At 67.6% G+C, this 26,418-nt stretch carries 32 protein-coding genes; 8 read left to right on the top strand and 24 right to left on the bottom strand.

The window, feature by feature from the left end; genetic code table 11:
* Positions 1 to 68 precede the first annotated feature (68 nt).
* A complete protein-coding gene (locus QFZ47_RS26030; protein WP_307658379.1) occupies positions 69 to 482 on the top strand; it encodes a hypothetical protein in 414 nt (137 codons plus the stop codon).
* A gap of 27 nt (positions 483 to 509) precedes the next feature.
* Here the strand turns inward: QFZ47_RS26030 and QFZ47_RS26025 are convergent, their stop codons facing one another.
* The 8 genes from QFZ47_RS26025 to QFZ47_RS25990 form a co-directional block, all read right to left on the bottom strand.
* Positions 510 to 1,469, bottom strand: coding sequence for an LD-carboxypeptidase (locus QFZ47_RS26025; RefSeq protein ID WP_307658378.1), 960 nt, complete (start codon positions 1,467 to 1,469; stop codon positions 510 to 512).
* Positions 1,466 to 2,575: a tRNA adenosine(34) deaminase TadA gene (gene tadA, locus QFZ47_RS26020; RefSeq protein WP_307658377.1), complete on the bottom strand. Its 1,110-nt coding sequence runs from the start codon at positions 2,573 to 2,575 to the stop codon at positions 1,466 to 1,468. Before tadA ends, QFZ47_RS26025 begins: the two co-directional genes overlap by 4 nt.
* Positions 2,565 to 2,768 carry a hypothetical protein gene (locus QFZ47_RS26015; RefSeq protein WP_307658376.1) on the bottom strand — a complete coding sequence of 68 codons (204 nt, stop codon included), beginning with the start codon at positions 2,766 to 2,768 and terminating at the stop codon, positions 2,565 to 2,567. The genes tadA and QFZ47_RS26015 overlap by 11 nt, the downstream gene beginning before the upstream one ends.
* Before the next feature lies 1 nt (position 2,769).
* The gene (locus QFZ47_RS26010) at positions 2,770 to 3,414 is read right to left on the bottom strand and encodes an FMN-binding negative transcriptional regulator (protein ID WP_307658375.1); all 645 of its coding nucleotides are present in this window, start codon (positions 3,412 to 3,414) and stop codon (positions 2,770 to 2,772) included.
* Positions 3,415 to 3,459: 45 nt separating this feature from the next.
* On the bottom strand, positions 3,460 to 4,158 hold the full coding sequence (locus QFZ47_RS26005) for an ankyrin repeat domain-containing protein (protein WP_307658374.1): 699 nt from the start codon (positions 4,156 to 4,158) through the stop codon (positions 3,460 to 3,462).
* Positions 4,158 to 4,661 (bottom strand): GlcG/HbpS family heme-binding protein, encoded by a 504-nt coding sequence (locus QFZ47_RS26000; RefSeq protein WP_307658373.1) that lies wholly within the window; start codon positions 4,659 to 4,661, stop codon positions 4,158 to 4,160. Before QFZ47_RS26000 ends, QFZ47_RS26005 begins: the two co-directional genes overlap by 1 nt.
* Before the next feature lie 137 nt (positions 4,662 to 4,798).
* A complete protein-coding gene (locus tag QFZ47_RS25995) occupies positions 4,799 to 5,437 on the bottom strand; it encodes a response regulator transcription factor (RefSeq protein ID WP_307658372.1) in 639 nt (212 codons plus the stop codon).
* On the bottom strand, positions 5,434 to 6,933 hold the full coding sequence (locus QFZ47_RS25990; RefSeq protein ID WP_307658371.1) for a sensor histidine kinase: 1,500 nt from the start codon (positions 6,931 to 6,933) through the stop codon (positions 5,434 to 5,436). The genes QFZ47_RS25995 and QFZ47_RS25990 overlap by 4 nt, the downstream gene beginning before the upstream one ends.
* A gap of 61 nt (positions 6,934 to 6,994) precedes the next feature.
* Between QFZ47_RS25990 and QFZ47_RS25985 the strand changes: the two genes are divergently transcribed.
* A complete protein-coding gene (locus QFZ47_RS25985) occupies positions 6,995 to 8,074 on the top strand; it encodes a DUF72 domain-containing protein (protein ID WP_307658370.1) in 1,080 nt (359 codons plus the stop codon).
* Here the strand turns inward: QFZ47_RS25985 and QFZ47_RS25980 are convergent.
* On the bottom strand, positions 8,071 to 8,571 hold the full coding sequence (locus QFZ47_RS25980; RefSeq protein WP_307658369.1) for a RidA family protein: 501 nt from the start codon (positions 8,569 to 8,571) through the stop codon (positions 8,071 to 8,073). The two genes, QFZ47_RS25985 and QFZ47_RS25980, sit on opposite strands and share 4 nt — an antisense overlap.
* 97 nt (positions 8,572 to 8,668) lie before the next feature.
* Positions 8,669 to 9,307: an RNA 2',3'-cyclic phosphodiesterase gene (thpR, locus tag QFZ47_RS25975; protein WP_307658368.1), complete on the bottom strand. Its 639-nt coding sequence runs from the start codon at positions 9,305 to 9,307 to the stop codon at positions 8,669 to 8,671.
* Positions 9,308 to 9,383: 76 nt separating this feature from the next.
* Here thpR and QFZ47_RS25970 point away from each other — a divergent pair, with 76 nt between their 5' ends.
* Positions 9,384 to 10,016 (top strand): dioxygenase family protein, encoded by a 633-nt coding sequence (locus QFZ47_RS25970; RefSeq protein WP_442480560.1) that lies wholly within the window; start codon positions 9,384 to 9,386, stop codon positions 10,014 to 10,016.
* Here the strand turns inward: QFZ47_RS25970 and QFZ47_RS25965 are convergent.
* The 7 genes from QFZ47_RS25965 to QFZ47_RS25935 form a co-directional block, all read right to left on the bottom strand.
* The gene (locus QFZ47_RS25965; protein ID WP_307658367.1) at positions 9,949 to 11,532 is read right to left on the bottom strand and encodes a PepSY domain-containing protein; all 1,584 of its coding nucleotides are present in this window, start codon (positions 11,530 to 11,532) and stop codon (positions 9,949 to 9,951) included. The genes QFZ47_RS25970 and QFZ47_RS25965 overlap by 68 nt on opposite strands.
* Positions 11,533 to 11,576: 44 nt before the next feature.
* Entirely contained in the window at positions 11,577 to 13,670 is a 2,094-nt protein-coding gene (locus tag QFZ47_RS25960; RefSeq protein ID WP_307658366.1) for a TonB-dependent receptor, read from the bottom strand.
* A 50-nt stretch (positions 13,671 to 13,720) separates the two neighbouring features.
* Positions 13,721 to 14,698, bottom strand: coding sequence for a CobW family GTP-binding protein (locus QFZ47_RS25955; protein ID WP_307658365.1), 978 nt, complete (start codon positions 14,696 to 14,698; stop codon positions 13,721 to 13,723).
* A gap of 41 nt (positions 14,699 to 14,739) precedes the next feature.
* Positions 14,740 to 15,645, bottom strand: coding sequence for a metal ABC transporter substrate-binding protein (locus tag QFZ47_RS25950; protein ID WP_307658364.1), 906 nt, complete (start codon positions 15,643 to 15,645; stop codon positions 14,740 to 14,742).
* Position 15,646: 1 nt separating this feature from the next.
* Positions 15,647 to 16,522 (bottom strand): metal ABC transporter permease, encoded by an 876-nt coding sequence (locus QFZ47_RS25945; protein WP_307658363.1) that lies wholly within the window; start codon positions 16,520 to 16,522, stop codon positions 15,647 to 15,649.
* A gap of 61 nt (positions 16,523 to 16,583) precedes the next feature.
* Positions 16,584 to 17,327, bottom strand: coding sequence for a metal ABC transporter ATP-binding protein (locus tag QFZ47_RS25940; RefSeq protein ID WP_307658362.1), 744 nt, complete (start codon positions 17,325 to 17,327; stop codon positions 16,584 to 16,586).
* 11 nt (positions 17,328 to 17,338) lie between these two features.
* Positions 17,339 to 17,461 (bottom strand): hypothetical protein, encoded by a 123-nt coding sequence (locus QFZ47_RS25935; RefSeq protein ID WP_307658361.1) that lies wholly within the window; start codon positions 17,459 to 17,461, stop codon positions 17,339 to 17,341.
* 135 nt (positions 17,462 to 17,596) lie between these two features.
* On the opposite strand from QFZ47_RS25935, the gene QFZ47_RS25930 reads away from it, so the two are divergent.
* The 4 genes from QFZ47_RS25930 to QFZ47_RS25915 all read left to right on the top strand — a co-directional run bounded on the left by QFZ47_RS25930 (position 17,597) and on the right by QFZ47_RS25915 (position 20,445).
* The gene (locus tag QFZ47_RS25930; protein WP_307658360.1) at positions 17,597 to 18,112 is read left to right on the top strand and encodes a MarR family winged helix-turn-helix transcriptional regulator; all 516 of its coding nucleotides are present in this window, start codon (positions 17,597 to 17,599) and stop codon (positions 18,110 to 18,112) included.
* A 43-nt stretch (positions 18,113 to 18,155) separates the two neighbouring features.
* Positions 18,156 to 18,494, top strand: a complete 339-nt coding sequence (locus QFZ47_RS25925; protein ID WP_307658359.1) for a DUF6616 family protein — start codon at positions 18,156 to 18,158, stop codon at positions 18,492 to 18,494.
* A 294-nt stretch (positions 18,495 to 18,788) separates the two neighbouring features.
* The gene (locus QFZ47_RS25920) at positions 18,789 to 19,337 is read left to right on the top strand and encodes an autotransporter (RefSeq protein WP_307658358.1); all 549 of its coding nucleotides are present in this window, start codon (positions 18,789 to 18,791) and stop codon (positions 19,335 to 19,337) included.
* A gap of 211 nt (positions 19,338 to 19,548) precedes the next feature.
* Entirely contained in the window at positions 19,549 to 20,445 is an 897-nt protein-coding gene (locus QFZ47_RS25915; protein ID WP_307658357.1) for an arginase family protein, read from the top strand.
* Between the two features lie 68 nt (positions 20,446 to 20,513).
* Here the strand turns inward: QFZ47_RS25915 and QFZ47_RS25910 are convergent, their stop codons facing one another.
* From QFZ47_RS25910 to guaB, 6 genes are all read right to left on the bottom strand, one after another.
* The gene (locus QFZ47_RS25910) at positions 20,514 to 20,780 is read right to left on the bottom strand and encodes a type II toxin-antitoxin system RelE/ParE family toxin (protein WP_503169956.1); all 267 of its coding nucleotides are present in this window, start codon (positions 20,778 to 20,780) and stop codon (positions 20,514 to 20,516) included.
* Between the two features lie 14 nt (positions 20,781 to 20,794).
* Positions 20,795 to 21,376 carry a hypothetical protein gene (locus QFZ47_RS28940; protein WP_442480559.1) on the bottom strand — a complete coding sequence of 194 codons (582 nt, stop codon included), beginning with the start codon at positions 21,374 to 21,376 and terminating at the stop codon, positions 20,795 to 20,797.
* A gap of 54 nt (positions 21,377 to 21,430) precedes the next feature.
* A complete protein-coding gene (guaA, locus tag QFZ47_RS25900; RefSeq protein ID WP_307658355.1) occupies positions 21,431 to 23,047 on the bottom strand; it encodes a glutamine-hydrolyzing GMP synthase in 1,617 nt (538 codons plus the stop codon).
* Between the two features lie 13 nt (positions 23,048 to 23,060).
* Positions 23,061 to 23,480, bottom strand: coding sequence for a type II toxin-antitoxin system VapC family toxin (locus QFZ47_RS25895; RefSeq protein WP_307659019.1), 420 nt, complete (start codon positions 23,478 to 23,480; stop codon positions 23,061 to 23,063).
* Positions 23,481 to 23,491: 11 nt separating this feature from the next.
* Positions 23,492 to 23,740: a type II toxin-antitoxin system Phd/YefM family antitoxin gene (locus tag QFZ47_RS25890; RefSeq protein ID WP_307658354.1), complete on the bottom strand. Its 249-nt coding sequence runs from the start codon at positions 23,738 to 23,740 to the stop codon at positions 23,492 to 23,494.
* A 163-nt stretch (positions 23,741 to 23,903) separates the two neighbouring features.
* Complete coding sequence (gene guaB, locus QFZ47_RS25885) at positions 23,904 to 25,373, bottom strand: IMP dehydrogenase (protein ID WP_021007387.1); 1,470 nt, start codon at positions 25,371 to 25,373, stop codon at positions 23,904 to 23,906.
* 180 nt (positions 25,374 to 25,553) lie between these two features.
* Between guaB and QFZ47_RS25880 the strand changes: the two genes are divergently transcribed.
* Positions 25,554 to 26,066 (top strand): DUF4124 domain-containing protein, encoded by a 513-nt coding sequence (locus tag QFZ47_RS25880; RefSeq protein WP_307658353.1) that lies wholly within the window; start codon positions 25,554 to 25,556, stop codon positions 26,064 to 26,066.
* A 15-nt stretch (positions 26,067 to 26,081) separates the two neighbouring features.
* On the opposite strand, the gene QFZ47_RS25875 is transcribed toward QFZ47_RS25880, so the two are convergent.
* Entirely contained in the window at positions 26,082 to 26,417 is a 336-nt protein-coding gene (locus tag QFZ47_RS25875; RefSeq protein ID WP_307659018.1) for an RnfH family protein, read from the bottom strand.
* Between the last annotated feature and the right edge of the window lies 1 nt (position 26,418).

The raw sequence follows: 26,418 nt of genomic DNA, 5'->3' as shown, positions 1-26,418 counted from the left end.
CTTTAGTAGTCAAATCTCTGCTGCTTCTTCAAGTGCGACGTAAAGTGTGTTGTTTGCAAACAGAAACAATGTTCCAGAACTTGTTAATCGTGCGCCTGAAGCTTAAGGTAGCGACCGTTCTGGCTCCCGGCAATACGCTTTTTGTCCTCATGCTGCTCTTTCGTCGTTTTTTCCGCCTCCTCGGAATTCCCGGTGTCGGGTCTCCCCGGGTGGGAGAGAACCAGTTGGGACGCATCCGGGCCGCCATGCTGTCGGTGCTGCAGGTTCACGGCGGGCACTCGGTCCAGCGCGTGGCCCAGCGCGTGCGCTTTGCAACCGACGTGGAAGCGCTCTGGTACCTGCGTCAGGACGTGATGCTTGCCCTGAGCGCCATCGACGGCGAAACCGCGGCCCGCCGCCAGATGAAAACCATCAACAGCATGTTCAAGGGCGGCCTGCCCGGCTCGATGGGCCCGCGCGCCCATCAGCGCTTCACCCACTGAGTGCACTGATACCGCAGCGCCCTGCGTTCAATGCGCCTGGGCGTGATCGTGGTCATGCTCGTGGTGGCCATGCTGATGGCCCCACACCATGAAGACGTCGCGTCCTTCGGCCGCCAGTTCGACCTTCGCGCCCACGGGCAGCAGCACCTTGGTCTGCACATGCCCGAAAGGCAGGCCGGTGAGCACCGGCACCTTGAGCGTGGCGCGCAGCCGGTCGACCACCGCATCGAACCCGAAGCCGCGGTCGTAGCCCGGCACCTTGCGCATGCCCGTGAACTGGCCGAAGACGATGGCGCGCTGCTTGGCCAGCACGCCGGCCATGCGCAGCTGCTCGAGCATGCGCTCGATGCGGTAGGGATGTTCGTTGGTGTCCTCGATGAAAAGCACGCCCTTCTCCACCGCCGGGAAATAGGGGGTTCCGATCAGGCTCGTGAGCACGCACAGGTTGCCGCCCCACAAGGTGGCGTCGTGCACGGGCTTTAGCTTCAGGCCGGCATCGCGCACGGGCATGCGCCAGCCGGTGCCTTCGCCCTGCCCGCTCACCAGGTCGTCGAAGCAGGCTTCCATGATGTCGTCAGCACCGCCTTCGGCGCCGAAGTCTTCGCCGACCGCGGGGCCGGCCCAGGTCACGGCGCCGGTCTTGGCGAGCAGCGCGCACTGCAGCGCGGTGAAGTCGCTGAGGCCGACGAATTCGGTGCCGCGCTGGATTGCCTTGGCCACGGCCTTGTACGGAATGGCGTCGAGGATGCGCGTGAGGCCGTAGCCGCCGCGTGCGATCAGCGCAATGTCGGCGCCGCTGGCGGCAGCGCGGCTGATGGAGGCGAGCCGCGTCGCGTCGTCGCCTGCAAAGCGCTGGTGCACGGCCAGCGCCGCTTCGTCGACTTCGACCTCGTAGCCCAGGGCCTTGAGTCTTGCCACGCCGCGCCGGAAGGCGGCCTTGTCGCGGATCGAACTGGAAGGGGAAAAGATGTAGATGTGTTTGCTCACGGCGTCGAGTATCCCATTGCGTTGCGCACCTCCAGTGCGAGCAGCGCGGCCTGCTCGACGCTCGGGCCGGAGGACGACGCCATGGGGCCGAGCGCACGCAGCGCGGCCTGGTAGCCGCGGTCCGGGAACGGTGCGCGCCATGCATCGCCCACCGGCTCGCCGCCATCGGGGGCGAGCAGCACGGCCGCAAACAGGCCGGGCCTTTCGGCCCGCAGCCGCGTGGCGAGCCCGGTGGCCGCGGCGCTGTGCACCAGCACCATCGGCGCCGGCTGCATGCGGGCCAGCCATTCGTTCAAGACCTGGCAGTGCCATTCGAGCCGGTGCGCTGCTTCGCGCTTGGGCTTGTCGCTCTTGCCGAAGCCGATCAGGTCGGGCACGAGCGTGCGCAGCCCGGGCTTACCGACCAGGTGGCGGAAAAAGTAGCCCCATTCGCCGGGACCATGAAGGCAAAGGCAGCAGGCGGCCGAACCGTCTTGCGGACCCTCGTCGAGATAGTGCATGCGCCAGCCTTGCAGGCTGGGCAGGTCCTGGACGTGGCGCGGTTCGAAGGCGTAGTCGGCGAGCGCGTCGAAGCGCTCGGGCGGCGTGCGCAGCGCGTCGTCGCACAAGGGCTCGGCGTGCTCGCGCGCTGCGTCGCGGCGCTGCTGGAAGAAAGCTTGCAGCACCGCGCCGCACTCCGCCGCCAGCACACCGCCCTGCACTTGCGTGCGGTGGTTCAGCCGCGGTTCGGCAAAGAGATCGAGCACCGAGCCGGCCGCGCCGGTCCGGGGGTCGGCCGCGCCGAACGCCACGCGCGCGAGCCGCGCATGCAGCATGGCGCCCGCGCACATCGCGCAAGGCTCGAGCGTGACGAACAGCTCGCAGCCGTCGAGCCGGTAGTTGCCGAGCGCGGCGGCGCCGGCGCGCAGTGCGTTGATCTCGGCATGGGCGCTCGGGTCGTGCTGCGCGACCGGCGTGTTGCGCCCGGTGGCGACGAGCTGCCCGTTCCTGATCAGCACCGCGCCGACCGGCACTTCGCCCGCCTCGGCCGCAAGGCGCGCCTCGGCCAGCGCCAGCGCCATCCAGTGCGCGTCGTCCATTTGCCTGGAGGCGGGATCAGTTGTCATCCGGCATCTTGCGCGCCTGCGCCGCGGCGTCGAGCGCTTCCTTGACCTGTTTCTGGACCTGCTGGGCCTGCGTGCGCACATCGGCTGGCGCCTCGCCGGGTGCGGGCGCCGCGGCGCTCGTCAGCTGCTTCTTCGCGACCAGCCCGGCGACCACGAGCGCCAGCACCAGGCCGAGCAATCCGAACACGCGCATCTCAGCTTCCTTCCGCCACCGGCGCTTCGGCCATCATGCCGAGGCGATCCATCCACGCAGCCAGTGCCTTCTCGTCCGGCGTGCCGGCGCTGTAGACGGCATGCATGGCGGCATGCGATTCGCGCCGGTGCTGGTTCAGCTTGACCTTGCACTGCAGTGCGGTCACACGCATTTCGAAACCGACGATGCCGGCCAGCATCTTGAGCTGGAACTCTTCGCCCAGGTCGCGCCATTGCTGCGCGTAGCCAGGCTCGTGCTCGCCGATGAGCTTCTTGAGCAGAGCGTCCTTGGCCGCGGGCTCTTCGATCAGCCGGGCCTCCACGGTGCAGTGCACCACCAGGTAGTTCCAGGTCGGCACGCGCGCGAGGTCCGGATAGACCGAGGGCGAGAGGTAGGCATGCGGGCCGAGAAAGGTGGCGACGGCCTGCGGCCGCGCCTGCAGGTAGCGCCAGTGCGGATTGGGCTTGGCGCAGTGGCCCAGCAGCACCAGCTGGCCGTCCTCTTGCGGCTCAGCCACCAGCGGCAGGTGCGTGACGTAGGGCAGGCCCTCGTCGTCGTTCGAGATCAAGCTGGCAAACGGGTGTGCGCGCATCAGTTCCAGCGCGATGGCCGGGTCCTTGGCGTTGAATTGCGGCGGCATGTACATGGGGCGGTTTCCTCCTGGCGAGACTCCGATTGTCCCCGAGCCGCCCTATCTTGCACGCGGCGCCTCCAGCAGTTTCACCATGGCCGTGTAGCCGCGGGCCCGGGCCAGCTGGAGCGGCGTGTTGCCCTGGCGGTCGGCCAGCGCGAGGTTGGCGCCGGCATCGATCAGCGCGGCCAGCGTGCGCTGGTGGCGCGGACCGCCGTCGCCGAGCACGATCGATTCGATCACCGCCGTCCAGTGCAGGTTGTTGACATGGTCGAGCGGCGCGCCGGCCGCGATCAGCTGGCGCACCACTTCGTCATGCCCCAGATGCGCGGCGGCAATCAGCGCGGTGCCGTCGTGGCGGCTCGTCACCTGCCCGGCCTTCGCGCCGAGCGACAGCAGCACCGCGAGCGTCGCGGCATCGTCGGCCACCGAGGCGATGGTGACGGCGTCGTAGCGGTCGTCATCGAGCAGGTCGAGGTTCGCGCCGGCCTTGGCGAGCAGCTTCACCGCCTCGCGCTGCCGGGCATGGGTGGCGACATGCAGGGGCGTACGGCCCCGCGCATCGCGCGCATCGAGATGGGCGCCGGACGCGATCAAGCCCTTCAGTTTCGGCAGGTCGCCCTGCCAGGCCGCCCGGTGCAGCCCTTCATAGGCCAGCAGCTCGGCGGGCTGCGGCGGCACTTGGGCCGACACACCGGCCGATGCGCCCAGCCCCAGCGCGACCGCCAGCAGCCCGCACCGGATGCCGTGCTTCATCATCAGCCCAACTGGCCCTTGACCCTCTCGATGGCGGCGTTGGCGCACTGGTCGTCCAGGTGGCCGCCCGGCGCACCGCCGACACCCACGGCGCCAATCACTTCGTTGCCCGACTTCACCGGCACGCCGCCGCCCAGCAGCAGGAAGCCCGGCAGGTACACCAGGTTCGCGGCACCGGGGTTCTTCTGCGCGCCTTCCATCATGGCCTGCGTCGCGCTCTTGGCCGATGCCGAGGTCCATGCCTTGCGCTCGCTCGAAACCAGCGTGTGCGGGCCGGCATTGTCGGCGCGCTGTACGGCGCGCACGGTGCCGGCGCGGTCGACCACGGTGGCGGCCACGTTGTAGCCGTTGGCGGCGCAGGCCGCCACGGCTTCGGCCGCGATCTGGTTGGCCAGCGCGAGCGAGATGTTCTTTTCGGTGCGCACGGCAGGTGCCGGCGTCTGGGCCTGGACGGCCGAGGCGGCAAGCAGGATGGCGAGGCTGCCGAAGCGAAGGTTGGAACGCATTTTTGGTTTTCTCCAGTGGATGCAGGGTGATGGCGCCGGCTGCTTGCCGGCGGCTGCGCCACTGTAGAAAACACGGCCCGCCGCAGCCATTCGTACGGCTACGCCCGGCGCTGCGTAGTTCTACGGAGCGCCGGCTCTCAGTCTTCGCCGGTCGCCAGCACGGCGTAGCGCCGGATCAGCTGCGCGAGCGAATCGCAGTCGAGCTTGGCGAACAGGTTGGCGCGGTGCGTCTCGACCGTGCGCGGCGACAGTGCGAGCATGCGCGCGATCTCCTTGTTGGTGAGCCCCTGCACGATGAAGGCCAGCACCTCGCGCTCGCGCTCCGACAGCTGCGCCACCTGCTCGCGCGCCGCGTTATCGGCCTGCGAGCGTGCACGCGAACGCACATGCTGGCGCACCGCCTGCTGCAGGGCTTCGAGCAGTTGCTCATCGTCCACCGGTTTCTCGAGGAACTCGGCCGCGCCGGCCTTGAAGGCGCGGCGGCACATCTCGACCGTGCCATGGCCGGTGAGCATAATCACCGGCTGGTCGACACCCTGCGCCATGAGCCGGTCGAGCACCGTGAGGCCGCTGACGCCGGGCATGCGCACGTCGAGCACGATGGCGCCGACGCTCGCGCGGTCGAAGCCGTCGATGAAGGCCTGCGGATCGGCCCAGCCCTGCACCCGCAGGCCGACCGTGCCGATCAGCAGCGACAGGCTGTCGCGCACCGCCTGGTCGTCGTCGATGAGATGGATCAGCGGCGATTGCGGCTGGTGGGTGGCCGAGGCGTTCATGCCATGCGCTCCTTGGACGCCGCCACCAGCGGCAGCAGCAGCGTGAAGCGCGCGCCGCGCGGCGCCGCATTGGCCGCGGAGAGGCTGCCGCCCATGCCGCTTGCCAGTGTTTCGCTGAGGCTCAGGCCAAGGCCCAGGCCGCCTTCGCGCGTGCTGAAGAAGGGCTCGAAGAGACGCGGCATGGCTTCGGGCGCAATGCCGCGTCCGTTGTCGGTCACGGTCAGCACGCCCTCCTGGCCATTGCGGCCGACCGAAACCGCGAGGCGGCGTTCGGATGCGGGCACCAGGTCGAGCGCCTGCAAGGCGTTCATCAGCAGGTTGTGCACGATCTGCTCGAGTGCCACCGCTTCGGCCTGCACGCGCATCGGCGCCTGGGCCGTGGCGTCGAACTGCGCGGCAACGCCACGCTGTGCGAACTCGGGCGCCAGCAGATGCATGGCGCTGCGCACCACCTCCTGCAGCACCAGCGGCTTCACGTCGCCGCCGGCCTCGGGGCGTTCGATCACGCGGCGCAGCCGGCCGACCACGCCGGCCGCGCGGCGCGCCTGCTCCACGGCCTGCCCCATCGCATTGCGTGCCGTGGCCAGGTCGGGAGGATCGTCGTCGAGCAGCCGGCGCGCGGCCTGTGCGTTGGCGAGCACGGCCGTGAGCGGCTGGTTCAGTTCGTGCGCCAGCCCTGCCGAGAGCTCGCCCAATGCATTGAGCCGCGCCACCTGGCCGAGCCGCAGCAGCTCCTCCGCCCGGCGGCGCGCGATGCGCTGGCGCTGCACGGTCCACAGGCCGGCCAGCAACAGCGCCGCCGCCACGGCCCAGCCGGCAATGCTGCGCCATGGCAGTTCGGCCCAGCCCACGTGGCGTTCGGCCACGAGATCGAAAGGCTGGCTCGGCGAAGCCAGGGGCTTGGCGAGGCGGAAGTGCCAGCCATTCGCGCCCGGCTGCGCCGCCCGCCCCGGTTGCAGAACGAACTGCTGCGCGCCCTGCTGCAGGCTCACGCGCACGGGACTCTGCTTCGGGTCCATCGGCCAGTCGCGCCACGGCACCGAGCCGGGCAGATCGATTTCGAGGGCGTAGCTGATGGGCGTGGCGCCCATCACGAGCTGGTAGCGGCCCTGCGCGAGGTCCAGCCCCGCCAGTTCGGCGCGGCGCTGGCTGCGCGAACGCGCTTCCGCGGCGCTCAACGCGCTGGCCTGTTTCTCGTCGGGCCAGGTTTCGTCGCGTCCGCGCCGCTGCACGCGCAGGATCGACGGATAGACCGACGACAGGCGCTGCTCCGGACGGTCTGCGCCGTCGCCAGGCTCGAGCAGCGCGAGCGTGGCCAGCACCGCGTCGTACTGCACCACCTGCTGGCTCATGAGCCGGTGGGCGATGCGCGCGTCGGTCTCGAAATCCTGTTGCAGCTGCGCGAGCTCGGCGCGCGCCAGCCACACCGCGCCCGCGGCCGTGAGGGCCAGCCATGCCAGCCACCAGCCACCCTGCGTGCGCAACCACTGTTTCATGGCGCGGATTGTGCCCGGCGCGGCCCGGCCACCCGGTGTTGGCCGAGAATGCGGCCCCAACATGGCTGATGAAGTGCAGGACTCCCTTTTCCCCGATCTTCCGCGCCCGCCCGAGGCGCCCCCGGCCGTGCCGCCAGAGGCCGAGGCCGAGCCGCCCGCAAAGAAGAAGCCGCGCGGCGGCACCGTGGTGCCGGCGCCCACCGATCCGGCACTGGTCGAGCTGGCCGGGGCGCTTCCGGCCGGCTTGCGCCTCGGCACCTCTTCATGGAGCTACCCTGGCTGGGCCAACCTCGTCTGGGACGGCGACTACGCCGAGGCGTTGCTGTCGAAGAACGGACTGTCCGCCCTCGCCCGGCACCCGCTTTTCCGCACGGTGAGCCTGGACCGCAACTTCTACCGCGCGCTCACCGCGAGCCAGTACGCGCGCTACGCGGCGATGGTGCCCGACGACTTCCGCTTCGTGGTGAAGGCGCCGAGCCTCGTGACCGATGCCACCGTGCGCGACGAAAGCGGCCGCGGCACGCAGGCCAACCCGGTGTTCCTGAACAGCGAGATCGCGATCCAGGAATTCGTGCAGCCGGCCCTCGACGGGCTGGGCCACCGCATCGGCGCGCTGGTGTTCCAGCTGAGCCCGATTCCTGGGCAGTTGTTGGCCGACCAGCCCGCGCTGCTCGCCCGCATCGGCGAGATGCTCGAAGCACTGCCCGGCCTGAAGCCGACAGCGCCCGATGCCGTGATCGCAGTCGAAGTGCGCGATCCGCAACTGCTCTGCCCCGCTTTCGCCGACATGCTGCGCAGCGTGGGCGCCACCTACTGCATGGGCCTGCACGCCAAGATGCCGCCGATCGAAGACCAGCTGCCGATGCTGCGCGCGCTCTGGCCCGGGCCGCTGGTGTGCCGCTGGAACCTGCACCGCCGCCACGGCCGCTTTGGCTATGAAGATGCGGAAAAGCTCTATGGTCCGTTCGACAGGATCGTCGACCCCGATCCCGAAACCCGCGAGGCACTGGCCCGCGTGATCACGGGCACCACCGGCGCGGGCCAGCTGGCCTACGTCACGGTGAGCAACAACGCCGAAGGCTGTGCGCCGCTGACGATTGCGTCGCTTGCGCGGGACATCGCCGGCCTGCCGAAGCGCTAGTTGCCACGGCCTGCGTTCTCCTTGGCCGCCACCGTCATCTCCAGCTCTACGCTTGCATTCTTCGGCAGCGCATAGACGCCGACCGCCGTGCGCACATGCACGCCGGCCTCGCCGAACACGCGGTGCAGCAGCTCGGAGGCCGCATCGGCCACTTCGCTTTGCTGCGTGAAATCGGCCGTGCACTGCACGAAGACGCCGACGCGCAGCACCTTCTCGATGCCGTCGAGCGAACCCAGTTCGCGGCGCAGCAGCGCCAGGCAGCGCAAGGCGCAGATCTGCGCGGCTTCGCGGGCCCTGCCGAGCGGCACCTGCTCGCCTACGCGGCCGGTGACGACCACCGTGGTGCCCACGCGCGGCACCTGGCCGCTGGTGTAGAGCGTGCGGCCGTCGCGCACGACGGGTATGTAGTTGCCGCCGGCGACGAGCTCGCCCTCGAAGCTGTGGCCCAGCTCGGCGGCGATCCGGTCGGCAATCTGGTCTCGGGTTTGCGCAGTCATTTGGCTTCCATCTGGCGAAGCCTCATTGTCGCCATCCGGTCCTTCAAGAACAGATACAGATCGCACAGGCGCGATGCACAACAGACGATGCCTAACCTCAGGCAGTCCGGTCCCAAGGCCATCGCCCCAGCACCTCGTGGATGCCTTCGCCGACGTGGCTTTCGATCAGCGAGAACGAGCCGGCCATCCACCGGACCGGCTCGATGGAATGCGGCTCGATCTTCCGCGGCGTGTAGGCCAGCGTCATGTGGGGCGTGAAGCCGCGCTCGGGCTTGAAGCCCGCATCCGCCAGTGCCTCGCCAAGGCGCTGCCTGAATGCCACCAGCGCCGACGTGCCGCTGCCGCCGCCGCACAGCACAAAGGCCTTGCTCTGCTCGAAGCGCATGGCCTCGTCGAACACCACGTCGAACGAGGGCGGCGCCACGGCGGCAGCGGCCTCCAGGGCGGTCTGCACCGTTTCGCGGGGCACCGCCGGAAAATGTCCGAGGTGATGCAGCGTGACATGCAGGCGATGCGCCTCGGTCAGCTTGCCCTTCAGCGCATGCCGGTCCTTGAGACGCGCCGCCAGCGCGGCAATCGACGCGGCGTCTTCAGGGCGCGGAAAGATCGCGAAGAACAGGGAGCGCGGCGGGCGCTCCTTGCGGGGCGCGGTGCTGCGCGCACGGCGCAGCGGCGGGGGCGCGGGATCGATGCCTGGGAGTGGCAGCTGTTCGGGCATGAGAAAGGTCGGATTCACCAGTGCATTCAAGCACGACCGGACACCGCTCGGCCGCGCGCGGAACTCGGCGCATGCGCCGCGGCTCTGACCTGCCATGAACGCCCTATCAGCACCCGGCCTTCCCCGGCGCACCGTCGCCGCAGCGCTCGTCGCCATGCCCGCGCTCTGGCTGGGCGCCCGCGCGCAGCCGGCGGCAAGCCGGCTCGCCACCCCTTCGCAGACCGAAGGGCCCTTCTACCCCGTCCGCCTGCCGCAGGATTCCGACGGCGATCTGCTGCGCAACGGCACGCTGGACTACCGCGGCGGCCAGCCGGCCTGGGTCGACGGGACGGTGACCGATCTCGACGGCAAGCCGCTGCGCGGCGCGCAGGTCGAGATCTGGCAATGCGACCAGAACGGCCACTACCACCACCCCGGCGACGGCGACCGCGCCGACGCCGCCTTCCAGGGCTTCGGCCGCGTCACGGTGCGCGAAGACGGCAACTACCGCTTCCGCACCATCCGCCCCGTGCCCTACAGCGGCCGCGCGCCGCACATCCACGTCAAGGTGAAGCTCGGCGCGCGCGAACTGCTGACCACGCAGCTCTACGTGTCGGGCGACCCGGGCAATGCGCGAGACTTCATCTGGCGCAACCTTCCGCAGGCCGCGAGGGAGGCCGTCACCGTGCCTTTCGAGCGCAGTGCGGACGGGCTGCAGGCGCGCTTTCCGATCGTTGTTGCGGCCTGAGCGCGCCCGCCGCCGCTGCTGCTGACGCCTGGCGTCGCCGCGAGGGAACAAGGGCGCGCCAGGCGATGACGCACGAAGTGACGCACAGCCCGATCCCCAGCAGCGAGAAGCCCAGAACCAGCGCATGGCGCAGCCACGGGCGCGCGAGAAGCGGCGCAAAGTCCAGGCTGTGCAGACCATGGTAGAGAACGCGCTGCCAGCGGCCCGACGCGTCGCTGCGCAAGAGAATGCGCGCCGACGCAGGATCCGCGAAGACGGCCACGCCATCGGCCCAATCGGCGCGCCACACGGGCAGCGGACGGGTATGGCGGGTGTTCGGGTCCGCAGCCTCGCGTGCGTAGTACAGATCGTCGTAGGAATCGATGCGGCGCACCGCGGGAGCCCCGGCCTCCGGGCGCAACGCTGCCAGCGAGGCCTGGATGGTGGCCTCGGGCAGTGCAGGAATCGCTTGCGCCGGCATCGAGGGATCGCGCACGTCCGCACGCACCAGCACTTGGTCTTCAGCAGTTTGCAACCGATACCAAGGCTGCCCCGCAACCTGCAACAGCTCCAGTTCACGCGCTGCAAGGCCGCGCCGGTTGGCCTGTGCCAACGCCTCGGCCGGATCGAGCCGGGCCTCGGCCGGTGCACCGGCCCAGCGCGCGCGCTCGTCCGCCGTCGCGCCCGGCGTTGAAAACACGCCGAACGGGTTCATCGACAGAAGGCCCGAACAGATCCATGTGAGCGTGAAGATGCCTGCCACCAGCCCCGCGATGTGATGCCAGCGCAGCCAGAACTTGCGGTATGGAATCCAGCGCGAACGGTTCAGGAACAGTTGCCAGAGACCAAGCACCACGCCGCTCAGGGCCAGCAGCGCCGCAGGAAGGGAGAGCCACACGACGACGTGGTGCCAGGCGGCAGGGAATTGCCGCAGCACGGTCGGATAGATCCAGTGGGGCACGGCACCCAGCCAGTTCCAGAAGCGCTCGGCACGGCGCGTGTCGCGCAGGACCTCCGCTGCCCCTGGCGAAACGTAGAGCTCCAGCCCGTCCTCGCCAGCCAGAGCGACCTTCACCAGCGGCCGATAGGGATCGAGGCCCTGCGGCACGGTCCACTGGTCGCGTTCCAGTCGCTCGACATGTTGCGCGCGGCCCCCGCTGAAAGCTTCGGCCACGGCGGCGGCCTGCGCGTCCGAAAGCGGTGGCTGCAAGGCCCCGCTGCGCGCATCAATCGTTCGCCAATGGAATGGCGCGGCGCCCTGCCGTTCATGCGCCCGCAGCCGCCAGACCGGCTCCGCGCCCGCCATGCCCAGGCGCGCTTCGCTGAAGCGAAGTCCGGCGCGCCGAGCCGCCTCGTCGGCGGTCAGGCAGCACCCTGATGGCAACTGCAGCGGCGGCAAAGCCTGCAGGCGTTCGATGGGGGTGAGGCTCGGGAACGGCACGAAGTACAGGACGACGCCGCTCACAAACCACATGAGGAAGAACAGCGCAAGCACGATGCCCAGCCACTTGTGCAGAAAGATGAGCGCCTTCTTCATCACGGGCCAGTCGCCGGCCGCACGCCGCCAGCCAAATCGCTCAGTCAGAAGCGCGCACGCGCCGTCAGTTGCACCGTGCGCGGCGCCCCGAGCAGCCAGCGCACGTTGCCGGTGCCCGAAACAGCGTAGTCGCGGTCCGTCAGGTTCTTGACGGCCAGGCTGAAGTCCAGGCTGCGCGAATACGCATAGGCCAGCGACGCATCGAACACCGTGTAGGCCGGCAGCCGCGCCGTGTTGGCAGCATTGGACTGCCGCTCGCCAACGTAACGTGCGCCGATGCCCAACTGCCATCGAGGCAGGAAGCGGTAAGCCGTCCACAGGTTGGCCGTGCGTTCGGGCACGTCGATCGGGATGTTGCCTGCGCGGGAGACAGCACGCCCGGCGACCACCTCGTTGAAATCGTCATAGCGGGCACGCAGGAACGCCGCATTGGCATCGACCGTCCAGCCGGTCAGCGGCTCTGCCGCCATGGCCAGTTCGATGCCGGTCGACGATTGGCGCCCGACCTGTTGAGTGGCCCTGGGATCGCTGGCATCGCGGGACAGCAGGTTGCGCTTCTCGATGCGGTAGAGGGCAAGCGTCCATTCGCCCTTGACTGCGGGCAGGCTGCCCTTGGCGCCCACTTCGATCTGCCGGCCCTTGGTCAGGTCGAAGGTGTTGCCACCGTTCGGAAGCGACAGCGCACCGCTCAATGGGTCGGTTCCCGTTCCGTATTGGCCATAGAAGGAAACCGCATCGCTGGGAGCCCACACCGCGCCGATGCGGCCCGTGACCGGACTGTATTTCTTCGACAGACGGGTGCCTGTGCGCAGATCGTTGTTGTCGAAGCTCATGCGGTCGCTGCGCAGGCCGGTCACGAGCTTCCATCCGGGGGCGAGTTCCAGCGCATCCTCCGCGAAGAGCGCGGTCGTCTCCAGTGTCGAATGGCGTCCCGGGCGCGTTGGCACCGGGCTGATGAAGTTGCCGGGCGTGAAGAAGAACGGATCGACCGTGCTCGCGCCGCCGTAGGGCGAATTGTTGGTGTGCAACAGGGTTGTGCGGTACCAGTCCAGGCCGGCAACGAAACGGTTCTTCAGGCCGCCGAGCGTGCCGTCGAGCGTGGCATCGAACCGGTTACCGGTCTGCTCCTGGTCGTGCAGGATCTCGACGTAGTCGCTGCGGCCGACCCGCGTGCCTGCCCTGTTGAACGTGTAGGCCTCGGTGTTGCGCCAGTGGCGCCCGGCCGTCAGGTGGTAGAGCTCATTGCGCAGCTGAATGCTGTCGCCGAGCTGGTATTCGGCCTTGGCGCGCCACATGCGGTCGTCATACTTCACGACGGAATCGTCCACGTTGAAATTGGTGCGCCGCAGGCGACCGTCGAGCACGCCATCGACGAGCGGCGTGCCGAAGTAGCGGGCATCGTCATTGCGGCCGCCGTCGAGCGACAGCGTGAACTTGAGCGCGCTGCTCGGGCGCGCCGCAAGGGCGAGCGCGTAGTTCTGCCGGTCGTAATTCTCGAAGCGCCGAAAGCCATCGCTCTTGCCCGCGTCGACGTAGACGGAATAGGCCAGGCTGTCATTGATCGGCCCGCGCAGGCCGATACTGCCTTGCCGGGTGCCGAAGGAGCCCAGGCTGAAGAAGGCTTCTCGCTCCGTGCGGTCGAACCGGGGCTTCTTGGTGATGTAGTTGACTGCCGCTCCGATCGCACCGTCGCCAAAGAGCACCGAGGCCGGCCCCCTGAGCACCTCGACCGACTCGAAAGGCCAGGTGGAGAACGGATAGGTCACAGTGCCGGACGCCACCACCAGCCGGGTGCCGTCGACCAGTTGCGCCACCGAGTTGTGCCCCGCGAAGCCCCGCGCGACCAGGCGGGTGCCGCCGTTGCCGGGCGCCGGCGATTCGGTGACGCCGGGGAATCGAACGGCGACATCCTGCGCACGGGCCAGGTTGCGTTCGGCGATGTCGGCGCTGCCCAGGCTGCTGACGCTGGCCGGCGTCTCGCGCGGCGCAAGGCCCAGGCGCGAGCCGGTCGCGCTCGGTGCGTCGAGGCCCAGGCTGCTGCCGGGAGCGGTTTCGCCGGCCGATACCTCGACGGCCGGCAACGCCGCCTGGGCGCGCGATGCGACGGGGTGCATCGCCAGGCCGGCGATGCATGCCATGGCGCGCATCGCCCTGTGGCGGCGGATCGATGGGCAGTTCGCGGATGGTTTCATGCTGCGGCCAGGCATTGTTCGAGTCCCTGCACCAGCACATCCCTGGGCAGCTGCTTGCCGATGAAGACGATGCGGCTGTGGCGCGGCTCGTCCTGCTTCCAGTTCGCCCCGGCCTCGGTGCCCATCAGCATGTGAACGCCCTGGAGCACGACACGGGTGTCCAGGCCGGTCACCGCGATCACGCCCTTGTAGCGCATCAGATGGGTGCCGTAGATCCGAAGGATGGCGCCGAAGAAATCCTCCAGCCGCGCCGCATCGAAAGGCCGCTCGGCGCGAAACACGAAGCTGGAGACATCATCGTCGTGCTCGTGCTCCACATCGGTCAGGAAGTCGGGTTCGATCTCCAGGATGGCGTTCAGGTTGAACCCGCGGATGTCGAGCAGCTGGTCGATCGGCGCCTGGCCGAAATGCGCCGCGGTGATCGGCGCGCGTGCATTCATGCGCACAAGGCGTTGCTCGAGCGCCCTCACCTCGTCGGCCGACACCAGGTCGGTCTTGGACAACAGGATGCGGTCCGCGAAACCCACCTGCTCCTGCGCTTCATGGTGCTCGTCGAGCTGCGCCATCGCATGCTTGGCGTCGACCAGCGTCACGATCGCATCGAGCAGATAGGTCTGGCTGATCTCTTCATCGACGAAGAAGGTCTGCGCCACGGGCGCCGGATCGGCCAGCCCGGTGGTCTCGATGATCACGCGCTCGAAGCTCGCGCTGCCGTTCCTGCGGCGCTCCGCGAGCTCGCCGAGGATGCGCACCAGATCGCCGCGCACCGTGCAGCAGATGCAGCCGTTGTTCATCTCGATGATCTGTTCACCCTCGTCCTGCATCAGCAGTTCGTTGTCGATGCCGGCTTCGCCGAACTCGTTTTCGATCACGGCCACCTTGTGGCCGTGCTGCTCCTTCAGGATGCGGTTGAGCAGCGTGGTCTTGCCGCTGCCGAGAAAGCCGGTGAGGATGGTGACGGGAATGAGGCTCATGGATGGGCTCTGAGTGAAGGTTGATCGGGCGCTCGACAAGCTCAGCGCTTCGCCGAGAGAGCCGAGGCAATGGTTGCGGCGTTGTGCGCGAACAGCTTCAGGTAGGTGTCCGCCTCGGTTCCCGGCGCCGACAGCGCGTCGGAATAAAGCCGGCCGCCGACGGTGACACCGCCTTCGCGCGCAATGCGCTGGACCAGGCGCGGGTCGGAAATGTTCTCGACGAACACCGCGCGCACGTCCTCGCGCCGGATCTGGTCGATCAGGCGCGCAACCGAGGCGGCCGAGGCTTCGCTGTCGGTGTTCATGCCCTGCGGCGCAAGAAACTCGACGCCGTAGGCGGCGCCGAAATAGCCGAATGCATCGTGCGAGCTGATCACGCGGCGATGCTGGCGCGGCACCGCGTCGAAACGTGCGCGAACATCGCGGTCGAGCGCCTGAAGCCGCTCGATGTAGCTGGCGCAGCGCTGGCCAATCTCGGCTGCGAACGCCGGCCGTGCCCGCACCATGGCATCGCGAAGGTTCGCGGCATAGCGCTGCGCGTTCGCAAGGTCCTGCCATGCGTGCGGATCGGACGCGCGGCCCATGCGGCGCACCGGCACGCCCTCGCTGGCCACGAGGACGGGACCGCGATAGCCGGATGAGCGCACCAGGCGGTCCATCCAGCCTTCGAACCCGAGCCCGTTGACGACGACCAGCTCGGCATTGGCGAGGCGACGCGCATCGGCCGGGCTCGGCTGGAAGACGTGCGCGTCGGAATCCGGGCCGACCAGGGCCGCGACGTCGACCGTGCTGCCGCCGATCTCGCGTGCCATGTCGGCGAGGATCGAAAAGCTCGCAACGATGCGCAGCGGATGCGGCGCAGTGGATTGGGCAAGCACCGGCAGCGGCAGTGCGATGAGCGACGCGGTGAAGAACCGGCGGCGCGCGGAATCTGATGGGAAGTTCATGTCAGGCATTTCGATGAGCGCGTGAACGCAAAAACCGGGCGAGCAGTCCGCCATTCGGGCCGAAGGCCAGCGACAGCAGGTAGGCCACGCCCGCCACCAGCACGATCGCGGGACCCGAGGGCCACTGCGCATGGAAAGACAGCAGCAGCCCGGCAAAGCCGGACAGCAGCGCCATGCCGGCGGCAACGAGCGCAAGGCTCCAGACTTCGGCAGCCCAGAAGCGCGCCGCGGTGGCCGGCAGCATCATCAAGCCGACCGCCATCAGCGTGCCCAGCGCCTGGAAGCCCGCCACCAGGTTGGCGACGGTAAGAACCAGAAAGACGCCGTGCACCAGCGAGCCGGGCCCGCCCACATTGCGCAGAAAGCCCGGGTCGAGGCATTCCACGAGCAGCGGCCGATAGACCACCGCCAGCACGACCAGGGTCAGGCTCGCGACGCCGGCCATCAGCAGCAGCGCCGCGTCGTCCACGGCAAGGATGGTGCCGAAAAGCATGTGCATCAGGTCGACGCTGCTGCCGCGGGTCGACACCAGCAGCACACCCAGCGCGAGCGCAATCAGGTAGAAGGCCGCGAAGCTCGCGTCTTCGCGCTGAGACGTCACGCGCGTGACGAAACCCGCCGCCAGCGCCACGGCGAGCGCGGCGAAGAATCCACCGGCACTCATCGCCGCCAGCGAGAAGCCGGCAAACAGAAAGCCGAGCGCTGCGCCCGGCAGCAGCGCGTGCCCCATCGCGTCGCCCACGAGGCTCATGCGCCGCAGCACCAGCAAGGTGCCGATCGGCGCGCTGCCCAAGCCGAGCGCCAGCGTGGCCACCAGCGCGCGGCGCATGAAGCCGTATTCCACGAAGGGCTGCACCAGCAAGGCCCCGGCGTTCATGCCAGAACCTCCGTGCTGCGCACTGCGGTGCGAGCTTGCTTGGGGCGGCCCGGCGCTGCGTTCATGCCGCCTCCTTGCACACGGGCGCATCCTCGTCCCACGCCTCGGCCATCTGGCGCGCGCGAAACAGGTTCTCGGCATGCAGCACTTCGGCCGTGGGCCCCCAGGCCACGCAGCGCCGCGCCATGAGCAGGGTGCGATCGAAATGCAGGCGCACCTGCTCGAGGTCGTGCAGCACCGCGATGACGGTGCGCGCCTCGGCATGCCAGCGCGCGACCACGGCCAGCAGGTCGGCGGTGGTGCGCGCGTCGATTGCATTGAACGGTTCGTCCAGCAGGATCACCGGTGCGTCCTGCAGCAGCACGCGTGCAAAGAGCACGCGCTGGAACTGCCCTGCCGACAGCTCGGCGATGCTGCGGCGCTGGAAGCCGCCAAGGCCGACGGCCTCCAGCGCCTCTCCCACGGCGTCGCGCTGCCGCGCGACGATGCCCTTGAAGCTGCCGAGCCGCCCCCAGTGCCCGAGCGCCACCAAGTCGAACACCCGGATCGGAAAGCTCCGGTCGATCTCGGCCTGCTGCGGCAGCCAGGCAATGCGATCGTGCGAAACGCCATCGAGAGAAATGCGGCCCTCGCTCGGCCGGATGCGCCCCATGATCGCGGCGAGCAGACTGGTCTTGCCGGCACCGTTCGGCCCGACGATGGCGGTGAGCGAGCCCGGTGCGAACTCTCCCGACAGGTGATGCACGGCGGGATGACCGCGATAGGCCACCGTGAGGTTGTTCAACAGGATGGCGGGAGGAAGCATCGGGGCCTTGTTCATGTCAGCGCCCACGCAACAGCCAGCCACAGCGCCGCGGACAACGTCAGCGCGCCTGCCACTCGCATCCACACGCTGGCCATCAGCAGGCTTTGCGGCTTCTCCCGGGAGGCATTGCGCATTGCTTCAGGTTGGCGGGTCGACTGTTCCATACCCCGGACTATATTGCAATTGAGAATTCATTCGCAATAACAACAAGTTCTTTCGCATCTCTGGATGACTCAATATATGATTAGTCACCATACAATATGGTGGCTATGGAAAAACTCGAACAGAAATACTTGGCCCTTCTGGGCGAAGCCGAACGGCGCCAGCTCCCTGACCTGGACAGCATCCGGCTTTGCTTTCAGGTGCTGTCGCTCGCCTCGTCCATCGACCGCGACTGCGCCGCGCTGCTGGCCCCGCTCGGTCTGTCCGAAGGCCGCTTCGTGCTGTTGTTCCTGCTCGACGCTGCCAGTGACGGCCTGGCTCCCAATGCGCTGGCCGAGCAGGCTGGCGTGACGCGCGCCACCGTCACCGGCCTGCTCGATGGATTGGAGCGCGAGTCGTTGATCGAGCGGCATGCCGATTCAAGCGATCGGCGTTCATTGAACATTCGACTGACGCGCAAGGGCAAGCAGATGGCCCGGAAGGCGTTCGATCAGCACGGCCGCTGGATTGCAAGCCTGTTCCTCCATCTGTCCGTACAAGAGCGAAAGACGCTGAATGGCCTGCTGCAAAAGGTGGCGGCAGGAATGGCCGACCGCAACGATGGGGCGGGAGGTCGGCCATGACCAACGGCGCCGCGCATCACAACCTCAAGCAAAGGAGCTTTTCATGTCCCACTACCTCGTTGAACTCTATTCCCCCAAGCCCGGCTGGCTGGCGTTGTCGGCGGCGCAGCGCAGCCGGTTCCTGGATGGAATCAAGGCAGGCATGAGCGGCCTGAGCGAGCTTGGCGTCGAAATCCTGATGCTGGGCCAGACCGAACCGGGCATCGACCAGGCCAGCGGCCATCGCTTCCTCGGCATCTGGCGCTTCCCCGATGCCCAGGCCCGCGAAGCCTTGCTGGCAGGCATCAAGGCGACGGGTTGGTACGACCATTTCGAACACGTGAATGCCGCCGGTGCCGGGGGCGACTTTTCAAGTCATCTCGTGGAGCTGGCGAATGCTTGAAGGCTGATCTTCCGGTGCGGGCTCGGAATCGCGTCAGGGCTGCGCGCCCTGCCCTATGTCACCGCGCCAAGCTCAATTTATTCGTTCATGCGCCACGCCAGCCTTGGCCACATTTCCAACCGATCCAGCACCAACACCAGCAACCGCGCCCGCGGGGACGGCGCGTAGAGAACCCTGCGGGAAAACTCACCGGGAGTTCGTCATTGGCCGTGCAACGCATCACCGCTGCCTGCCGCCGGTGGACCGATCCCACGCACCTGATCTATCCTGCCGCAGATCCGCCGATTCAGCATGATGACTTCACCCCTGCCCGTCAGTTCAACCCTTCGGACTGCGATCGACGAGATCGTCGACGCTGCCGGAAAGGCCGATCGCCTCGATCGCGTCGCCAAGGTGTTGCGCGACATCACTGCCCGCTTCCATTCGCTCGGCGAGCTGGTCCACGAGGCGGGTGACGATGAAGTCCTGCTGTGCGCGAACGACACACTGACGATCTATCACATCACGCTCACGCCGGGTCTGCAGTACCCGCCTCACAACCATCTGATGGACGCCCTCATCGGCATCTATCGGGGCAAAGAGACGAACTTCATTTATCCACTGTCCGACGGCCGGCTGCGAGTTCCGCAACGGAGCGAAGCCATCGCACCCGAGGTGGTTCACCTGCCTCCCGATACCGTGCACGCGGTGGCGAATCCGGGCACGGCGCGCTCGGGCGCATTGCATGTGTACCTCGGCAATCTGCTGCACACGAAGAGGCAGATGTGGCGCTTCGCGGGAGATCGGCCCGAGGCGTTCGACAACGACCGGTATCTGGCCGAGGCGCGCCCCATCGAGCCCTGACTGCCTGCCGCCGGGATTCATCAACAGGTCCCCAACGCCCGCAGGGTCAAGGGCTTGGCTGTGATCGGCAGGAGGTGGAACATGGGCGTCATGTCTTCGCCAAGGCACCGATACATCAGCGTCGGCGGAACGCAGATCTTCTACCGCGAAGCAGGGCCGCCGAAAATGCGAGACGTCCAATGAAAGAACAGGTCTTGCTGTGGAGCACCTGATGCCGACCCGACCCTATGCCATCGTTGAAGCGCCCTCCACGCTGGGCCTGGCGACCGACGGCGTGGAGGGCTTGCCCGGCCGGCTGCTGGAACTGGGCCTCGCGGACCGCATCCATGCGCGGTGTGCCGGGCGACTCGCCGTTCCGCCGAAAGACCCGAAGCCCGATCCAGCCACCCTGACGCTGAATGCCGGCGCGATCGCGTCATGGTCGCCCACGCTCGCGGATGCCGTGGAGAAGGTGCTGGACGCGGGCGAGTTCCCGGTGGTGCTGGGCGGGGACTGCACGATCGTGCTGGGCTCGATGCTCGCGCTGCGCCGGCGCGGTCGCTATGGCCTGTTCTTCATCGACGGCAACGCCGATTTCTTCCAGCCCGAGGCCGAGCCCAACGGCGAATGCGCGTCCATGGACCTGGCCCTTGTCACCGGCCACGGGCCGGCGCTGCTGACCGACCTGGAGGGCCGCCGTCCGCTGGTGCGGCCCGAAGACACCGTCGCCTTCGCATTTCGCGACCACAAAGACCAGGCCCAATTCGGCAGCCAGCCTTTGCCGGCGGAGCTCATGGCCTGCGATCTCCCCACTATCCGCCGCTTGGGCGTCGAAGCCGCCACCCGTGCGGCCGTTGACCACCTGACGCGGGCCGAGCTCGACGGTTTCCTCATCCATCTGGACGCCGATTGCCTCGACGATGCGATCATGCCGGCAGTCGATTTCCGCGTCCCGGGCGGGCTGTCATGGGACGAACTGTCGACGGCGCTCCGGCTCATCCTGGCGAGCGGAAAGGCGCTCGGCATGGAGGTCACCATCTACAACCCGCGCCTCGACGAGGACGGCAGCGCCGGCAGCGGCCTTGCAGCGGTGCTGGCCACAGCGCTGGGCATGGCCGCGCCTGCTTGATGGGTCGGGGCATAGTATTTACCGCCACTTCTACCGTCGAAAACCGAGCGCTTTTTGCTGGCCTCCGATCACGACCGGGTCGGTGGCCACAGGCGAGCGGTATGCACCAAGGTCAAGATCCAGACGGTATCAGCCCGCACCTCATAGACCAGCCGATAGCTCTCGTGTGGGATCAACTCGCGGGTGCCCGGGATCTGTCCGGCCCGTCCCAGCAGGGGGTGCTCGGCCAGCCGGCGGACGACTGCCGAGAAAATCTCATCCATGCGGATGGCGGCGAGCGGGTTGTCCTGAGCGATGAAGTCGACGATGTCGGCGCGGTCTTGCTCGGCGGACAAGGTCCACAGGACCCTCATGCGTCAGCGCCGCCGGCTTTGGCCCGCAGCGCAGCGCGGCGGGCAGCAAAGCGTGCCTCGACGTCGGCATCACTGGCGTATTGGCCGGAAGCGATCTGCTCGCGCGCCGTGTCGACCTTGTCGCGCAGGAAGGCGTCGTACTCACGGGCCTGCCGTTGACGCTCGATGAACTCGCGCATCAGTTCGCGCACCACCTGCGACGCCGGGCGGTGGCTGGCTTCGGCCTCGGCCATGAAGGCGTCGCGCAGCGACGACTCGAGCTTCATGGTGAACATGGCTTCTTTGGACATGGCCGGCTCCGGAAACGTTGATATCGACGAAGTATATACAACGTCAATACTTTCTGCCACGCTGCCGTCGCCGATAGGGCTGCCCGTTCGCTCCCATCCTCCAGCGCCAGTACGCGGCCTCGAGCAATCGGCGTCAATCAGCAACGCCGGGTTGCCGTCAGAAATATCGTCAAAAGAAGCGCTGCATTCTTCGTTGAGCACTTTCGGAAGGGTTTTTGCTGCAACAAAAAACCCCATATCTTTCAACAACTTAGAGTTCTCGAGAAGCACCATTGATGTCGTGCTCACGGGCATCAGAACTCGATCTAAGTCATTGATTTATATAGGCAATATCCGCGCCCCTCACTCCCACTCGATCGTCGCCGGCGGCTTGCTTGACACGTCATACGTCACGCGGTTGATCCCGCGCACTTCGTTGATGATCCGCCCCGACACCTTCTTGAGCAGCGCATAAGGCAGCTCGGCCCAGTCGGCGGTCATGAAGTCGCTGGTCTGCACGGCGCGCAGCGCGACCACGTAGTCGTAGGTGCGGCCGTCGCCCATCACGCCCACGCTCTTCACGGGCAGGAACACGGTGAAGGCCTGGCTCGTGAGGTCGTACCAGCTCTTGCCGGACTCGTCCTTGAAGTTGCGCAGTTCCTCGATGAAGATCGCATCGGCGCGGCGCAGCAGGTCGGCGTATTCCTTCTTCACTTCGCCAAGGATGCGCACGCCCAGGCCGGGGCCGGGGAACGGATGGCGGTACACCATCTCGGGCGGCAGGCCGAGCGCCACGCCGAGTTCGCGCACTTCGTCCTTGAACAGGTCGCGCAGCGGCTCTAGCAGCTTGAGGCCGAGCTGCTCGGGCAGGCCGCCCACGTTGTGGTGGCTCTTGATCGTGACGGCCTTCTTGCTCTTGGCGCCACCCGATTCGATGACGTCGGGATAGATGGTGCCCTGCGCCAGGAAGGTCGCGCCCTTGTGGCCGCCATCACCCGCCTTGAGCTTGGCGGCCTCCTGCTTGAACACGGTGACGAACTCGCCGCCGATGATCTTGCGCTTGGCTTCGGGGTCGCTCACGCCCGCGAGCTTGCCGAGGAACAGGTCGCTGGCGTCGACGCGAATCACCTTCGCGTGCAGCTTGCCCTCGAACATCTCCATGACCATGTCGCCTTCGTTCAGGCGCAAGAGGCCGTGGTCGACGAACACGCAGGTCAGCTGGTCGCCGATGGCGCGGTGAATGAGCGCGGCGGCCACGCTCGAATCGACGCCGCCCGAGAGGCCGAGGATGACTTCCTCATCGCCCACCTGCTCACGGATCTTCTGCACGGCTTCGGCGACGTGGTCGCGCATGACCCAGTCGGGCTTGGCCTCGCAGATGCCGAGCACGAAGCGCTCGATGATCGCCTTGCCCTGCTGCGTGTGCGTGACTTCGGGGTGGAACTGCAGCGCGTAGTAGCGGCGCGCCTCGTCGGCCATGCCGGCGATGGGGCAGCTGTCGGTGCTGGCCATGAGCTTGAAGCCCGGCGGCAGCTCGGTGACCTTGTCGCCGTGGCTCATCCACACGTTGAGCATGCCGTGGCCTTCAGGCGTGGTGAAGTCGGCGATGTCCTTCAAGAGCGCGGTGTGGCCATGCGCGCGCACGGACGCGAAACCGAACTCGCGCTTGTGACCGCCCTCGACCTTGCCGCCGAGCTGGTGCGCCATGGTCTGCATGCCGTAGCAGATGCCGAGCACCGGCACGCCCAGGTCGAACACGGCCTGCGGGGCCTTGTCGGTGGTCTCTTCGTACACGCTGGCGTGGCTGCCCGAAAGAATCACGCCCTTCAGATGGCCGTCGGCCGCGTATTCGCGCACCCATTCGTCGCTGACGTCGCAAGGGTGCACTTCGCTGAGCACATGCGCTTCACGCACGCGGCGTGCGATGAGCTGCGTGACTTGCGAGCCGAAATCGAGGATGAGGATCTTGTCGTGTTGCATGGAGAAGACTCGGTCAGAGCGTTGAAATGTCGAACAGCTTCACGCCCGCCTTGGGCGCGGCCTGGATGAGTTGCTCGTCGAAGGTGGCGAGCGGGAGATTGAGCGACTTGGCGAGCCAGAGGTAGCCCGCTTCGTAGAGCGAGACGCCGGCGTCGATGGCCACGGCCAGCACCGCCTTGTGCTGCGCCGGTGCGAGTTCGTGCAGTTCGACGCGATGGCGGATCGCGTCGAGCACGCTCCACAGCCCTTCGACCGCGGACGTTGGAATGCGGCCGCTGCGCACGCCATTGGCAAGGATGTTGGCGCACTCCCATTGCCAGGCGTTGGGCGCCTGCGGCTCCACTTCGTCGCGGCGGATGGCGGCGTAGAGCTTGCGGGTGTGTTCGCTGGCCTGGTCGGGCAAGAGCCAGGCGGCGGTGACGGACGCGTCCATGACGAAGGCTGTCACGATTGGCGCCCTTCGTCCCGCAGTGCACGCACGGTGCGGCCGGGCTGGATGCTGGCGTGCAGCGCGTCGATCTGGCCGAGTTCGCGCTCGATCTGCTCGTCGGTGATGACCGGCTTGCGCCGCACCGGCAGCATGCGCACCACCTCCTTGCCGTGGCGGGTGATGCGAACCTCCTCGCCCTTTTCGACCAGGTCGATCAGGGCCGAGAAGTTGTTCTTGGCTTCAGCGATGCCGATGGATTGCATTTGGGCCAGAAAAATTGAAACTGGCCCGAATTCTAAACCAAGTCTGGCCTGACTTTCAAGGTCTGGCCAGATTGGGCTGAGGCCGGCGCCGGGCCGCCCCAAGCCGGCCTACGGCCCCCTCGGGGGGCAGCGATCCACACGCAGTGGGAGAGCGTGGGGCCATTTATTCAGCCCGGTAGTTCGGCGCTTCCTTGGTGATCTGCACGTCGTGCACGTGGCTCTCGCGGATGCCGGCCGTGGTGATCTCGACGAACTCGGCCTTGTTCTTCATGTCTTCGATGGTGGCGCAGCCGCAATAGCCCATGCTCGCGCGCAAGCCGCCCGACATCTGGTAGACGATCGACACCATCGAGCCCTTGTACGGCACGCGGCCTTCGATGCCCTCGGGCACGAGCTTGTCGGCATTGGGATTGCCGGTGGTCGATTCCTGGAAATAGCGGTCGGCGCTGCCCTGCTGCATGGCGCCGATCGAGCCCATGCCGCGGTAGCTCTTGTAACTGCGGCCCTGGAACAGCACGATCTCGCCCGGCGCCTCTTCGGTGCCCGCGAACATGCCGCCCATCATCACGGTGCTGGCGCCCGCGGCAATGGCCTTGGCGATGTCGCCCGAATAGCGGATGCCGCCATCGGCGATGAGCGGAATGCCGGTGCCCTGCAGCGCGGTGGCGACGTTGTCGACCGCCATGATCTGCGGCACACCCACGCCGGCCACGATGCGCGTGGTGCAGATCGATCCGGGGCCGATGCCGACCTTGACTGCGTCGGCACCCACGTCGGCCAATGCACGCGCTGCATCGCCGGTCGCGATGTTGCCGCCGACCACGTCGACCTGGGGGTAGTTCCTTTTGACCCAGCGCACGCGCTCGATCACGCCGGCGCTGTGGCCATGCGCGGTGTCGACCACGATGGCATCGACGCCGGCCTTCACCAGCGCCTCGACACGCTCCTCGGTGCCCTCGCCCACGCCGACCGCCGCACCCACGCGCAGCCGGCCCGAGGGGTCGCGCGCGGCGTTGGGAAAGCTGGTCTGCTTGGTGATGTCCTTGACGGTGATCAGCCCCTTGAGCTCCCACGCGCTGTTGATGACCAGCAGGCGTTCGAGCTTGTGCTTGTTGAGCAGCGCCTTGGCCTCGGCCAGCGTGGTGCCGTCGGGTACGGTGATGAGCTTGTCGCGCGGCGTCATGATCTCGCTCACCGGGACGTCGTAGCGGTTCTCGAAGCGCAGGTCGCGCCCGGTCACGATGCCCACCACCTTGCCGCCGTCGAGCACCGGGAAGCCCGAGATGCCGAGTTCGTCGGACAGCTGCATCACCTGCAGCACGGTGTGCGTGGGCGTGATCACCACGGGATCGCGCAGCACACCCGATTCGTAGCGCTTCACCTTGGCCACCTGCGCGGCTTGCTCGGCGGCGGTGAAGTTCTTGTGCACGATGCCGATGCCGCCTTCCTGCGCGATCGCGATCGCGAGGCGTGCTTCTGTCACCGTATCCATCGCGGCGGAGACCAGCGGCAGATTCAGCGTGATGTTGCGGGAGAAACGGGTGGCGAGGGAGGTGTCCTTGGGCAGGACCTGGGAGAACGCTGGCACCAACAACACGTCGTCGAAGGTGAGCGCTTTGCCGAGAAGGCGCATGGGTGAAGCTCCAAAAGACGGATTGTAGCGACCGTCGGTACTTACCCGCCCCGCCGGGGGCTTCGGCCGGCCTTGGCCGGGCCGGCAAGGCGGCGAAAACGTAGCCAATTTCCAACTCGCCGACAACGAAAGCCGGTGCCACCGGTGTTGCAAAACGTAAGGCAACGCTAAACTCGCCGCATGAAATTCGCGCATTGGCTCGTACTGGGATGTGTTTGCCTGCTGCCGATGTCGGCCAGCGCGCAATGGCAATGGATCGACAAGAACGGCAAGAAGGTCTTCAGCGACCAGGCGCCGCCGGCGGACGTGCCGGAAAAGAACATCCTGCGCCGTTCGGGCTCTCCGCCGCCTCGAGGCGGTTCGGCGCCGGCCGCTGCCGAAGCCGACGCGCCTGACGCGGCGGCACCCAAGGCCGCAGCCGCGCCCAAGCCCGCGGGTGTCGACAAGGATCTCGAGGAAAAGACCAAGAAGGCGCAGGCCGAGGAAAAAGCCAAGCAGGCCGCCGAGGCGGAAAAGAACGCCAAGGCCAAGGCCGACAACTGCGACCGTGCGCGCCAGGGCAAGGCCACCTTCGACAGCGGCATCCGCGTGGCCAAGATCAATGCGAAGGGCGAACGCGAAATCATGGACGACCCGGCCCGGGCGGCCGAGCAGAAGCGCCTTCAGTCGATCATCGAGAGCGACTGCAAATAGGCAGCTCGCGCCGATTCAGTAGCCGGCCTTGCCGCCCTTGCGGCGGTTCGCGAAAAGACCGGTGCCGCGCGCGCCCTGGCGCTGAAAGCGCTCGCGGCGCGCCACCTTCGGATCGACCGCCAGTGGCCGGCACAGTTCGATGCGGTCGCCGTCTTCGAGCGGCTGGTCCCAGCCGACCTCCCTGCCCCAGATTCCCGGCGTCATGGCGTGGCGCCAATCCAGCTGCGGAAAGCGCTGCGCAAGCTCGCTGGCCCTCACGGCATCGTCCACGGTGGCCTCGGGCACGAGCCGCAGCACCTGCTCGAACACCTCGCGCGGTGCGGGCGAGCAGCTCAGTGTGACTTCGATCATC

Source organism: Variovorax paradoxus (genome assembly GCF_030815975.1).
GTDB classification, from domain to species: Bacteria; Pseudomonadota; Gammaproteobacteria; order Burkholderiales; family Burkholderiaceae_C; genus Variovorax; species Variovorax paradoxus_N.
The sequence above is the reverse complement of the archived record's forward strand: the minus strand, read 5'-3'. Positions and strand labels throughout refer to the sequence as shown.